General features: G+C 58.6%; 12 protein-coding genes. 6 read left to right on the top strand and 6 right to left on the bottom strand.

The window, feature by feature from the left end; translation table 11 throughout:
• Positions 1-35: 35 nt before the first annotated feature.
• Positions 36-245: a hypothetical protein gene (locus ACFPPD_RS11050; protein ID WP_209749307.1), complete on the bottom strand. Its 210-nt coding sequence runs from the start codon at positions 243-245 to the stop codon at positions 36-38.
• Between the two features lie 233 nt (positions 246-478).
• Positions 479-817: a LytTR family DNA-binding domain-containing protein gene (locus tag ACFPPD_RS11045; RefSeq protein ID WP_209749306.1), complete on the bottom strand. Its 339-nt coding sequence runs from the start codon at positions 815-817 to the stop codon at positions 479-481.
• Positions 818-1,034: 217 nt separating this feature from the next.
• Between ACFPPD_RS11045 and ACFPPD_RS11040 the strand changes: the two genes are divergently transcribed.
• Entirely contained in the window at positions 1,035-1,406 is a 372-nt protein-coding gene (locus ACFPPD_RS11040; protein WP_209749305.1) for a helix-turn-helix domain-containing protein, read from the top strand.
• A gap of 5 nt (positions 1,407-1,411) precedes the next feature.
• Here the strand turns inward: ACFPPD_RS11040 and ACFPPD_RS11035 are convergent, their stop codons facing one another.
• Positions 1,412-2,488, bottom strand: coding sequence for an LLM class flavin-dependent oxidoreductase (locus ACFPPD_RS11035; RefSeq protein ID WP_209749304.1), 1,077 nt, complete (start codon positions 2,486-2,488; stop codon positions 1,412-1,414).
• 229 nt (positions 2,489-2,717) lie between these two features.
• On the opposite strand from ACFPPD_RS11035, the gene ACFPPD_RS11030 reads away from it, so the two are divergent.
• Entirely contained in the window at positions 2,718-3,845 is a 1,128-nt protein-coding gene (locus ACFPPD_RS11030) for a transglutaminase domain-containing protein (protein WP_209749303.1), read from the top strand.
• Positions 3,846-4,023: 178 nt separating this feature from the next.
• On the top strand, positions 4,024-4,590 hold the full coding sequence (locus ACFPPD_RS11025) for an Hcp family type VI secretion system effector (protein WP_378082206.1): 567 nt from the start codon (positions 4,024-4,026) through the stop codon (positions 4,588-4,590).
• Positions 4,591-4,718: 128 nt separating this feature from the next.
• On the opposite strand, the gene ACFPPD_RS11020 is transcribed toward ACFPPD_RS11025, so the two are convergent.
• Both ACFPPD_RS11020 and ACFPPD_RS11015 read right to left on the bottom strand, forming a co-directional pair.
• Complete coding sequence (locus tag ACFPPD_RS11020) at positions 4,719-6,923, bottom strand: CocE/NonD family hydrolase (protein WP_209749301.1); 2,205 nt, start codon at positions 6,921-6,923, stop codon at positions 4,719-4,721.
• Between the two features lie 14 nt (positions 6,924-6,937).
• Positions 6,938-7,072: a membrane dipeptidase gene (locus tag ACFPPD_RS11015; RefSeq protein WP_209749300.1), complete on the bottom strand. Its 135-nt coding sequence runs from the start codon at positions 7,070-7,072 to the stop codon at positions 6,938-6,940.
• 139 nt (positions 7,073-7,211) lie between these two features.
• On the opposite strand from ACFPPD_RS11015, the gene ACFPPD_RS11010 reads away from it, so the two are divergent.
• Genes ACFPPD_RS11010 through ACFPPD_RS11000 form a run of 3 tightly spaced genes read left to right on the top strand, consistent with a single transcriptional unit; the run spans position 7,212 to position 10,725 of the window.
• On the top strand, positions 7,212-7,607 hold the full coding sequence (locus ACFPPD_RS11010; RefSeq protein WP_209749299.1) for a hypothetical protein: 396 nt from the start codon (positions 7,212-7,214) through the stop codon (positions 7,605-7,607).
• 36 nt (positions 7,608-7,643) lie between these two features.
• Complete coding sequence (locus ACFPPD_RS11005) at positions 7,644-8,717, top strand: hypothetical protein (RefSeq protein WP_209749298.1); 1,074 nt, start codon at positions 7,644-7,646, stop codon at positions 8,715-8,717.
• The gene (locus ACFPPD_RS11000) at positions 8,692-10,725 is read left to right on the top strand and encodes an S-layer homology domain-containing protein (protein ID WP_209749297.1); all 2,034 of its coding nucleotides are present in this window, start codon (positions 8,692-8,694) and stop codon (positions 10,723-10,725) included. The genes ACFPPD_RS11005 and ACFPPD_RS11000 overlap by 26 nt, the downstream gene beginning before the upstream one ends.
• A gap of 65 nt (positions 10,726-10,790) precedes the next feature.
• Here ACFPPD_RS11000 and ACFPPD_RS10995 read toward each other — a convergent pair whose 3' ends face one another.
• Complete coding sequence (locus tag ACFPPD_RS10995) at positions 10,791-11,843, bottom strand: NAD(P)/FAD-dependent oxidoreductase (protein ID WP_209749296.1); 1,053 nt, start codon at positions 11,841-11,843, stop codon at positions 10,791-10,793.
• Positions 11,844-12,809 lie beyond the last annotated feature (966 nt).

The raw sequence follows: 12,809 nt of genomic DNA, 5'->3' as shown, positions 1-12,809 counted from the left end.
GTGTCCTTTTGCTTTCCTACCTTTCGAAGTACCGTCTATCTGGCGCTTGCCTTCCCGATCCGCCTGCGAGCCGCGGCGTTGACCGCGATCACGAACACCGCGCCTCCGATCAGGGCGACGGACACGCGAGTGACCGCACCCGCGCCGACGCCGGCCGCGATCGTGCCGACCGTCATGCCGAGCGCGATGCCGATCGCCGCCACCGCAACCGCGATCGCCTTGCCCGCCTCCGACACCATCCCCATTCTGATGCTCCCGGCGAAGGCCATAGATGTCATAATGCCGGCGACGCCTAGCATGAGCATCCCATCACCCACTCTATCGAAAGTTACTCTCTTAATAGAGGTTATTCAAAGAGCCCGATTTTGATCACGAAGCGAATCGGGAAGCCGGTTCGGCATCGAATCTTTTAACCTTCTCGGTGCCGAAAATCGAACTCTTTGAACTCTTACTAATAGAATGGGCAATCCTCAGCTATTTAGACCTGCTTTCCCGCAAAATAATCTCGCAAAATTCTTCTACGGTTCCGAGCCGCGGGAACGAGCACTTCCCCCTCCTTCAATCGGAGACGAAGCACGTTCTGCGCCGGGTCGTACGCCTCGACTTGTCGCATGTTGACGAGCGTGCCGCGATCCGTTCTGACGAAGCCCGCCTCTCTCAGAAATTCGGCGAAATCTTCCGCCGAGGAGATCGTCCGGAATTTCTCGTCGTAAGAGTAGATCGTCAAGTCTCCCGTCCCGTCGGTCTGCATGTACAAGATTTCCCCCACGTCGAGAAGGCGGCATTGTCCCTTGTCGTTAAGTAGTCCGAGCAGCATGGCTATCCCCCGATCGCCCGGCGCGTCGAATTCGACTTCCTTTTACGCCGCGAAATCATACTTATGAATCGCTTTTCTCCGGATAATGGTATTCACTTGTCTTGATTATAGTTCAAAATAATACTTTTGAATACTATTATTGAACACAATGCGATCTTTACGCTCGTGTTGGCGACGGCGCTTTTTGTCTACACTGAAAGCCAAAGAGGTGTGGACGATGGAACAAGACGTATTGAAGCTCGTCGGACGACGCATTCGCGGCTTGAGGAAAGAACGGGGAATGTCGCAGGAACTGCTCGGGGAGAAAGGCGGATTCCATTATTCCTATATCGGGCAAATCGAAAGAGGAGAGAAAAATATTTCTCTCCTTAACCTCGCCAAAATCGCGGACGCCTTGGACGTCGGCTTGGCCCAATTATTCTCTTTCGTCGACGTGGAGGAGAAGCGAACGGAATCCGAAGCGGACGTTCAGGAAATCCTGACGACGCTGCGCGGGCAACGGCCGGATCAGGTGAAAATGGTCCGCAACGTCGTGCGCGAAATTCTCGGCGAGAACGACCGGTACAGAACGTCCCCATCCCGCGAATAATCGGCTTAGCGCGCCGTCTTGCGCTTGGCGAGCTCGCGGCGCACGATCGGGGCGACCTCCGTCGCGAGCAGCTCGATCGCCCGCGCGATATGCGAGAGCGACTGTCCGCCGATATCGATCTGGGCCATGTAGCGGACGTGACCGAATTGTTCGTGCTGGTACAGGATCTTCTCCGCGATCTGCTCCGGATTGCCGACCGCGAGAGCCATGTTGGGCGCCGCCATCATCTCCAGCTCCTGCGGCGTCATCCCGAACCGCTGCCCGCGTTCGCGCATGAGCGTACCGAAATAATGCATGTAATGCGGATAGAACTCCCGCACCGCTTGCTCCGTCGTCTTCGCGACGTAGCCGTGGGTCGCCACCGCGACCTTCAAATCCCGTTCCCGATGGCCGGCCTCGATGCCCGCCCTCCGGTAAAGATCCGCGAACGGCTTGAACCGCGCCGGATCCCCGCCGAGGATGGCGAGCGACATGCCCGTGCCGAGCCGGCCCGCGCGGACCGCGCTTTCCGGCGTGCCGCCGACGCCGATCCAGACCGGCAGCTTCTGCTGCAGCGGCCGCGGCGTAATCGGCGAGCGGTCGAGCGCGGACCGGTAGCGCCCGCTCCACGTCGCGTCGGACTGCTCGTTCAGCCGCAGCAACAGCTCGATTTTCTCCGCGAACAACTCGTTGTAATCGTTCAACTCGTACCCGAACAGCGGGAACGACTCCACGAACGCCCCTCGCCCCGCGATGATCTCCGCCCGTCCGTCGGATAACAAATCGACGGTCGAGAAATCCTGGAACACCTTCACCGGATCGGCCGTGCTGAGCACCGTCGTGGCGCTGACGAGCTTGATCCGCTTCGTCGCTTGGGCGATCGCGGCCAGAATGACCGGCGGCGAAGACGCGACCATGTCGTGGCGGTGGTGCTCCCCGATGCCGAATACGTCCAGCCCCGCCTCGTCGGCCAGCCTCGCCGCTTCGACGATCTCCTTCACCTTCCGGTGAACCGCGTTCCCTTCCGTCCCGTTCGCCGTATCCCCGAACGTATACAATCCGATCTCGAAACCGTCCTCGCGATCGTTCGTCTCCTCGCCCATTGGAACACTCCCTTATTCGTTGCAGATTCCTCAAGTGTAACGAACGTCCGCCGGAATTTCCAACCGACGTTCGCCGGTCGGATAGCCGCAGAAGAAGAACGTGACCGCAGGCATGCGCGACCGAATGTTTAATATGCTATATTCATAGTAACTTCAACGCGTAGACGATTCGGAAATAGATATGGTGAAGCTTATAAATTCCGAATCGCGGACAAAGGAGGCGCCATCCTTGAACAAGATCCTGAACGCATCGTTAGCCGTCGCGCTCCTCCTCGCGTCCGCCTGGGGAACGGTCCGGGCGATCAGCCCGTACGCCGAAGCGGCGGCGGGAAATTCGTCCCAAGAGCAACTGCGCAAGCAGATCGTTAACGGCCTTAACCAGCGACTCTCCACCCTTCAGGTCACTTACTCGGGCACCGCCTCCACCCTGAAGAACACGATCAAGGCAACGCTCGACGCTGCGGTCGCCTCCGACGACTATTTGCACTATATCGTGAAGACTTATGGCTATAACGCGTCGATTACAGGTTCGAAAGCGACGATCACGTTCAAGTTCACTTACTGGGAGACGGCGGCCCAGACGGCGAACGTGAAGAAGAAGATCGCCGAAGCGCTGCGCGGCATTCTGAAGGCGGGCATGAACGACCACCAGAAGGAGAAGGCGATTCACGACTGGATCGTCACCCACCTCGCATACGATAGGAGTCTGGCTTCCCATTCCGCTTACGACGGACTGTTCAAGGGCAAGACCGTCTGCCAAGGCTACGCTCTCGTCACTTACGAGATGATGAAGCAGGCCGGCATTCCGGTCAAAATCGTCGAAGGCACGTCGAGAGGCATCGCGCATACGTGGAACCTCGTTCAAATCGGCGGCAAGTGGTACCAGCTCGATACGACTTGGGACGATCCGGTGCCGGACGTCGCCGGGCGGACGTCTTACGATTACTATAACCTGACCGACGCCCAGTTGAAGCCGGACCACAAGTGGAAGCCCCAATCCGCATACCCGCTCGCGGTCACCGGCTACGACTCGGTGCTGACGACGCTTCCGGCCAAGGACGCGGCTCGCAAAACGTTTTACGAGCAAATGTACGAGAAGCTTGGTTTCCTCTACTTGACGGACGACTACTCGGCAGCGAACGCGGACGAACTGGCGAACAAGATCGCCACCGCCGCGGCGCTGCGGCTGAAGGAGCTCACGATTCGGTACGAGAGGGGCGTTACCGTCCGGTCGGATATGAAGAAAGCGTTCAACGCGCAAGAAGATTTGGCGGGCTTCAGTTACTCCTACGAGGATTTCCCCCGCACGCCGGAGAACGACAAGCTTCTTCGCATCAAATTCAAATACGACGAATAGAGCATCGCTTATACGAAAAAAATGCCGATTTAAGTGCTTTCGAGCATCTAAATCGGCATTATTTGTTCGATTGGGCTTAAGCAACAACTTCAATTTATCTCTTCCGTTCTAGCCGCGCGGGATCGGGCATACCTTTAACAAACTCGCGACGGAATGAGGGATTTTTGGCATGCGTTCCATGAGAAAAAAGCTTGCGATCGCGCTTGTCCTCTTATTGTTATTAACCGGAGCCGCCTCGGCGGCCGCGGATACGGCGGCGGCGCCCGGCTCGCATCCCGCTCTCGCTTATAAAGCTTACCTGAAGCTCGACGGCATCACCGGAGAATCGAACGCTAGCGGTTACGAGAATTGGATCGTCCTGACCGGCCTCCAATTCGATATCGCGAATTCTCTCGCTTCGTCGCAAGGCGGCGGAAGCGGCGGCGGCAAATCGACGTTAAGCCAGTTCGCCGTCACGAAGAAAACCGACGCCGCGTCGGTCCCGATCGTTCTCGCTTCCCTGTCGGGAACGTCCGTCAAGACCGGTCGCATCGTTCTCGTCCCGCAGGGCGAAGGCGCCTTGCCTCATCTGACGATCGATCTCGGCTCCGTCCAGATCGCAGGCTATTCCTTCGATAACGCCGTCGAAACGATCATGCTCAAATTCGATACGATCAAGCTGAGCTATTTCCCGACGAATCCGAACGGCAGCAAGGAAACCCCCGTCACGGGCGGTTGGAGCGTTTCTCAAAATAGGAAGCTGTAGGCGCGTGCGGACTCCTATCCATGCTAAAGCCAAAGACCCGCCACATAGAGGAAAATGTTTCCTCTATACCCTCGGCTTGCCGCCCTGTTCGCCAATATAAAGGAAATCATTTCCTCTATTACGCTCGATTAATTCGATATGATCGGCAGCTTCACATGGCTCGGATATCGCTCCGAATGATAGATCGTCTGTCTGGCGATAACCGGCCGTGGATCGTCGTACGGATTCATTCCCGTATTCGTGTTCGGGAACGAGACGAACTTGCTGGACGACGTCACCGTAAACCGAATCCGGTGGCCGCGCGGGAACGTATGGGCGATATTTTGCATGAAAATCTCGTACCTCTCCACCTCGCCCTGCGTCAGCAACTCCGGATTGTCCAATCCGTTGCGATACTTCGCCCTCACGATATAGTCCGACAGCCGGATCGAGTTGCCCGACTCGTCCACGTCGCTCAGCGTGACGACCCAATCCGTGTCGACCGCCGAGCTCGCGGCGTACAGCTCGCAGCTCAGTTCGCCCGCCACGGTCAACTCGTCCGCCAGCGGTTCTCCCGTGTAGACGAGAATATCGTTCCTTAGCTCGTGCTTGCGCATGTTCTCCGGTTCCCGCTCCCCGCTGCTCGCGACCGGGTCGTCCGGATTGTAGACGAACGTATCGAACTCGGCGTTCGCGCCGGAACCCCTCGCGGAACCGTCTCCAATGTACGCCTCGCCTTCGCCTTTGTCCTCTTCTCCCGCCCCGTCCGCGAACGATGCCGCCGTCCGCAGCGTGCCGTCACCGCTCGAGGCATTCGCCCGTCCGCCGCTGCCGAGATAGAAAGGCTCGATTTTCGCTTCGACCGGCGTCCAATCGTCCGACGCCCGCCACTCGTTCGCGCCGACGACGTAATACGTCGCCCTCGGTCCCATCTCGATTCCGTTCGGCACGCCCTTCAGGAACCGATCGAACCACTTGAGCACCGACACGTCGTAGTCGTAGACGACGGCGTCGTTGCCGAAGGCGACGCCCTGCAGGTCGCGCGCCCGGTTCGGGCCGTGCTCCCACGGACCGAGCCAGATTTTCCGATGGGGAACGTCGTGTTGGGTCAGCATTCTCCACGTCTCCGAGACGCCGGCGCCGTCGCCGTCGTACCAGCCGGAGATGACGAACATCGGCGCTTTGACTTGATCGCCCCGCTCCGTGAACGTGCAATTCCGCCAGAAGTCGTCGTACTCCGGATGCTCCGCCCACAAATCCCACGGCCCCGAAGCTCTGCCGATCGTCTGGCGCGGAATGTCCCGGATCGGACGCGCGTCGACCGCGGCTTCCGGACTAACCGTCTTCCCCGCGAAAATATCGAAGTCCGTGCGGGTGCCGACCGATTGCGCCAACGTCCAGCAGAGCAGCGGCCACGAACAGACGGTGCCGCCCTTGCGCACCGTATCGACGAACGGCGAGCCGACGTTCACTTCGTTCACGACCGCTTTTAAGTTCGGATGGCCGCTCGTCGCCGCCGCAGTCACGACGTAACCCAAGTAGGACGCGCCCCACATCCCGACTTGCTCGTCGGACCAACTCTGCGTGACGATCCAATCGATCGTGTCCGCGCTATCGTCCCTCTCGTAGTAGAACGGGACAAGTTCCCCTTCGGAATCGGCCCGGCCGCGGACGTCCTGATTAACGACGGCGTAGCCTTTGTTCGTCCAACGCTTGAACGATTCCTTACGCAGGTTGCGATCGTAACATGTCCGAACAAGGATCGTAGGCCAACGCTCGCCGGGTTTACCTCCTTCCGGAAGGTAGACGTCCGTCGCCAACCGAACGCCGTCGCGCATCGGAACGAGATCCGTGCCGAGCTCGTCGACGCCGTAAAGCGGCCGGGACAGTCTGGGATCGCCGTACACGTTCAGCGGCGTAAGAGGCTCGAGCCCTTCCGCGACGAGAACCTCCATCCCGTAACGGTTGGGCGACACGAAAGCGACCGGTTCGCCGTCCAACGTCACGACGTCCAGCGCCGTCTCCCGCCTGCGCGCCCACACCTGTGACGTGCGTTCCTCCCCCGAGATCGTCGCCGTATAGCGAATATGGGAGCGGTAGACGTCGCCGTTGCCGAGGACGACCTCTTCCCCGCTCCACTCCGCGTCCGCGTATGCTCCGAGAGATTGCCGAATGTGTCCGAAAGGCATCGCGTACGGCGTCTTGTCCGCCATGACGTTCGGCTGCATCTGCGTTCTCCGCCTTGGATCGACCTTGGCGCACATGATTTTTCCGTCCTCGAACCGGACCTTCCCCTCGAACACGCCCGCGCAATAGAGATGGAACGTCCGTGCCGTCAGCTTCTCGATGTTCATCCCGTCGTTGCCCCCTACCGCCATACTTGCTCGAATACGCGCAACCAATCGCCGCCCATGATGCGGGAGACGTCCTCGTCGGAGTACCCTCTCGCGACCAAACCGCGCGTGAAGTTAATGAAGGTTCCGTACGATGTTCTGATTGTCATTATACCAGAGTTGCGAACCGGGAATCGCAAGCCGAGCTTGAACGATATTCGCCAAAGTTAACTTTCGTTAATCGTTAGCGGGATTAAGCTTTGCTAGAATGGGTGGCGGATAGACAGGTTGATAGGAGGAATACCCGTTATGGCGCGTTTAAGCGTTCGCCGGAACCATCTTGCCCTTATGCTCTCGTTAAGCATCGTTTTGTCTCTATTCGGCTGGTTGCCCCGCGCGGCGGCGGCCGCCAACGAACAGCCGGTCATCTCCGAATCGGCGGACCGGACTTTGCAACTAAACGGAACCGACGCGGCCGTATCGGCTTCCGGCATCTATTTGAAAGACTTTACGGCGGAACTCTGGGCGAGATCGGATTCCGCCGCTTGGAGCGAAAACGGATTTCTCCTCTCGTCCCAGAACCCGAACGGATTTATCTTGTCTCCCGTGAAAGGCACGACAACGATGGACGTTTACCTGATCGGTTCCACCGGGGGTAAGTTCAAACTTAGCGCCAGCTTTCACGTCGACGACATTACGCAATGACACCACTATGCCGTCTCTTTTGCGAACAATGCGGTAATGGCCACGCTATACTTGGACAGAGCCCCGGTCGGCGTAGCCTATGCCTATGGATGGGTGCACCTCGGCATCCCTAATCAGGTGGATCTCGCTGCTGGCAAAGACGTATATTCCGGTAACCGCGGCAGCGCCGAGATCGACGAGGTGCGTGTCTGGAACTCCGTTCGCCCCGAAAGCGACATCGTCAAATACAAAAACCGCAGGCTCTCCGGCAACGAGCCGGGATTATCGCTTAACTGGAACTTCGATACCGTCCTTCCCTCCTTAACGGAGGGAACGATTGCCTACGGAACGCGGGACGGAGCCGTTCCGAATGTCCTGTACGAGGACGACGGAACGGTTCCGGTGCCGATATTGGAGTTCAACGACAATGATGCGGCTGCCGACGCTTATACGCTGAGCCTGTCCGTCGCTAACGGAATGCTGAGCTTATCATCGACGAGCGGGCTGACTCGCGTCGACGGAGACAACGGTAGCGCAAGTATGACATGGTCAGGCTCTCGCTCCGACCTGATCGCGGCGCTTAAGACGCTCTCCTATCGTTCAGTCGCCGATTACTACGGTAACGACGCGCTGGCCGTCAGTGTCGCGGATAGCGGAAGCGCGGACGATCCGGCTCCTGCGACGGGAACCTATTCGATCCCGTTAACGATTCATGCCGTTAACGATTCGCCTTCTTTTGTCGCCGGCACCGACGTGATGGCACAATACGACGAGCCTCCCGTGGCGATCCCCGGCTGGGCAACCGGCATTACGGCCGGACAGTACGAGAACCAGGGACTTTCCTTCGCATTGACTACAGACCGCCCCGACTTGTTCCGGCAGCAACCCGCTATCGATCCGAGCGGCACGCTCTCGTTCCAACCGGCGCTAGACACGGCGGGGACGGCGAACGTCGCCATCGTCATGAAGGACGACGGCGGTACGGCTATGGGCGGAGCGGACGCCACGACCGGAAATTTTCGAATTACGGTCTCGCGTTCGAACCGGTCTCCGCTGATCGCCGAACGCAGCGCCTTGCGCAAGCGACCCCGATGCGGCCGATACGTTGTTGACGGCCGATCTCAGCGTTAGTCACGGCAAGTTGACGCTTGCCGACGCGAACGGTCTGACGCTCGAGGACGGCGCGAACGACAGCGCGCACGTCGCTTACGCCGGATCGGCGGACGACTTGAACGCGGCGCTGGACGGGCTGACCTACGTTCCCGATCCGGATTATGCAGGGTACGATTCGATAACCTTCACGGTATCGGATACCGGTAACGGCCATATCGAGAACAAGAAGTCGACGACGCGGGTTTACCCGATCCAAGTCGATCCGGTGAACGACGCGCCTTCGTTCTTCGGCGGCATGGATCAAATCGTCGAGGCGAACGCCTCCGCGCAATCCGTTCCCGGTTGGGCGACGGGCATGTCGGCCGGACCCGCGAGCGAGACCGACCAGCAGTTGACGTTCGAAGCCATCGCCGACCGTCCGGAGCTGTTCTCCGCGCAGCCGGCGATCTCCGGAGACGGAACGCTCAGCTATACGCCCGCGGAGAACGCGAGCGGCGTCGCCGAAGTAACCGTCACGTTGCGCGATAACGGCGGGATAGCAAACGGCGGAATAGATGCCTCAACGGAGAAGAAGTTCAAGATTAGCATTTTGAACAGGCTTGTTGTCGGCGCGCAGGACGCCGAAGTCGCCATGAAGGACGGGGAATTCATCGACCCGACGAACGATTCGTTGATTTTGCGGGCGACGAACGGAACTTGGACAAGCTCCCCGCGTCGCGAGGACGTCGTGATTAGCGGTATGCCGGAGGGATTGGATTATTCGGTAAGCAAGACGGACGCCGGCGAACTGCAGATTACGCTGAGCGGAAGCGCCGCTTCGGCCGTGACTAGCGATATCTCGCTCGGCATCGTCGTTCGCGGGTCTGCCATAAGCGGAACGGAAATGCTGGATGCCGAAGAAATGACGGCAACGCTGCTGGCGGCAGTATTTGATCCGACCGATCCGACCGATCCTTCTGGTCCGACTACGCCGCCTGTTACTCCTCCGGTAACTCCGCCGACGTCGGAACCTAGCGACGCGACGGAAGCGGAGCCGGAGGCTCAAGCCTTCGACGTCTATGCAGACCGTTCCTCGGAGTGGACGCTCAATAACGTCGTCAAAATCGTCTTCCCCGCGGGCACGATCCGGATAACCGGCCAAGTATCCGTATCGATCGCATCGCCGGCACAAACGCCGCCGGTCGGAAATCTTCAAGCGCTTAGCCCGACGGTGGAGCTGACGAGTACGACCGGAAGCCGGTTCTCCGCCCCTGTGACGTTGATTTTTCTCTTCGACGCAACTCTGGTCGCGAACGGTTACAGGCCTGCCGTTTATTATTACGACGAGACGCTGGCGAGATGGACGTTCGTCGGCGGCGAAATCGGATCGGACGGAACGGTGACCATACAGGTAAACCACTTTACGAAGTTCGCGGTGTTCGGCGCGCGGACGATCGCCTTCCCCGATCTGCAGGACCATTGGGCATCCGCCTACGTCGACCGTTTGGCCGGAATGAACGTCGTTCAGGGCGACTCGACCGGACGCTTCCAACCGAACGCGTCCGTAACAAGAGCGCAATTCACGAAAATGCTTGCTGCCGCGCTCGGACTGACCTCTCCCGAGACCGGCGAAGCCGACCGCTTCGCGGACGACAATGACCTGCCCGCATGGTCTCGGGAAGCGATCACCGCTCTCGCGCAAGCAGGATGGATGCGCGGTTCCACGGGGGCGAACGGAGCGAAGCAGTTTAAGCCGAACGTGCCGATCAGTCGGGCGGAGATGGCAACGATCCTGGCTTCCGCCCTTAAGGCGGACAAGGGCTCGGCGGGCGACATGAACGCGGCGGGCGAAAGCGCGCTTGCGTTCAAGGACGCCGACCGCATCCCCGCATGGGCGCGGGAAGCAGCGGGCGGCGTCGTCGCCGCCAAGCTCATGAACGGCAGCGTGGACCGCGACGGCAAGCTCGTTTTCCGCCCAGGCGACATCGCCACGAGAGCGGAAGCCGCCGCCACGATCTATAAGCTTCTTCAAGCCTTATATAAGTAAAATCGAAAAGACCGTCAGGACAATTCCTGACGGACTTTGGCTTATGTCTGCCGCTCGTAGCACGCTCATGACCCGAACAATTGTTTCTTTAGCTCGCGGTTCCGCTCGATGAACACGTCGTTGTGCGAGGACACCATCGCGTACGATTGCGCCTCCGGCGTAATATGCTGCTTCGCCTTGTTCACCGCGTTGGCCGCGTCCTGGAACGCGCCCGCGATCAGATTCAGCTTGCCTACGTGGGTCAGCGCGTCCCCCGCCGCGTAGATGCCTTCGACGGAAGTCTCGCTCATCGGGCTGCCGTTAATGGCCCATTCGTCCTTCATGTCGATTCGGACTTCGCTGTTCGCCAGCAAGTCTTTGTCGTTCTCGTAGCCGTAATTGATGATGACCTCGTCGACCGCCAATTCTACCTGAGCGCCGTCGTCGTTATTCTTGAGGAGAACGCGGTCGATCGATTCTTGCCCCGGCTCCGCGATCAGCTTGTCGATCTCCGTATTGAGAAGGCAGACGACCGTGCTGCTCAGCAATCGGGACACTTCCGCCTCGTGCCCCTTCAGCGCATCCTTGCGATAAGTCAAATACACCTTCTTCGCGATCGGCTCCAACTCGTTCGCCCAGTCGATCGCCGCGTTGCCGCCGCCCGAGATGAGCACCGTTTTGCCTTTGAAGCGGCCGAGCGACTTCACCGTGTAGTGGAGATTGCCGACCTCGAAACGATCCGCGCCTTCGAGCTGCAGCTTCGTCGGTTTCAGGATGCCGTAGCCGATCGCCAGTATGACGGTTTTGGAGTAGTGCATGGCTCCCGAAGACGTCTTCAGCGCGAAAATCCCGTCCTCGCCTTTGTGAATCGACGTCACCTTCTCGCCGAGAACGACCTCGGGATCGAACGTCCGCCCTTGCGCGATCAACTGCTCGATCAACTTTTCCCCGGTCGTCGGAGTCAGTCCGCCGACGTCCCAGATCATTTTCTCGGGATATACGTTCACCTTTCCGCCCAGGTAAGGCTGAAATTCGATAATTTTGGCCCGCATCTCGCGCAAACCGCTATAGAAAGCGGAGTACAGTCCGGCCGGACCGCCTCCGATAATCGTCACGTCGAAAATATCCCGTTCGCTCATGTGAATCCATCTCTCCGTTCTTGGGTTGGCCCGGCCTGGCCGCGGGGTTACGTTGATTCCGGCGTCGCGCGGGCTTTCACCCCGATCTGCTCGAGCTATTTCGCCGATTCGGCCGCCGCGCGGACTTTTAGCCCGATTTATTCGGACTACTCCGCCGATTCGGACGCCGCGTGGGCATTTAACCCGACTTATTCGGGCTATTCCGCCGATTCGGTCGCCGCGCGCGCATTTAACCCGACTTATTCGGGCTACTCCCCCGATTCGGCCGCCACGCGGACTTTTAACCCGATTTCTTCTGGCTATTCCGCCGATTCGGACGCCGAACGGGTCATAACTCGATTTATTCGGGCTATCCCACCGATTCGGCCGCCGCGAGGGTTCGCCAAGCTATGTATGTCATGCCATCGTGCCTGCCTTTCGTTGCTTCCATCCTATCACATTCTCATTGAGAATGAAAATCATTATTATAGAATTTTCACCAACCTGCAAACTCACTCGATCACCCGAGCGCTTTCCGCAAAAACCTCCCCGAATGCGACGCTCTTACTTGCGCCACTTGCTCCGACGTTCCAACCGCTACGATCGTTTCGGAGCTTTAACTTCTAAAAGGTACTTTATCCTTGCCTCCCGTTTCCACATGCAAGGCGCTCCCCCTCATCTTCGTAACTCCATGTATAAAAGGCAACTATTTTTCTCCTATTCGGACTGTTCATTACATTTCTTGTAAAATGATCACCTAATTGCAGGTTATTATTGAAAATCCGCCATTCCGCCTTATTTACGTGTACTCTCCGCATCTAGTTTTCAGAGAAGAGGCTATTCTCCGAAATTAGTTGATCTTCTTACACTTGCCTCGTCTCCGGCTGCATACCAAGCAAAAACGCCTTCGGCGTCCTCTGGGCGCTGAAGAAGCTTTGCGGAGACGATTCAGAAATGGATAAGCGTGAAACTTATACATTCTGGTAG

The sequence above is a fragment of the Cohnella suwonensis genome, from assembly GCF_042655365.1.
In the GTDB taxonomy this organism is placed as follows: domain Bacteria; phylum Bacillota; class Bacilli; order Paenibacillales; family Paenibacillaceae; genus Cohnella; species Cohnella suwonensis.
The sequence above is the reverse complement of the archived record's forward strand: the minus strand, read 5'-3'. Positions and strand labels throughout refer to the sequence as shown.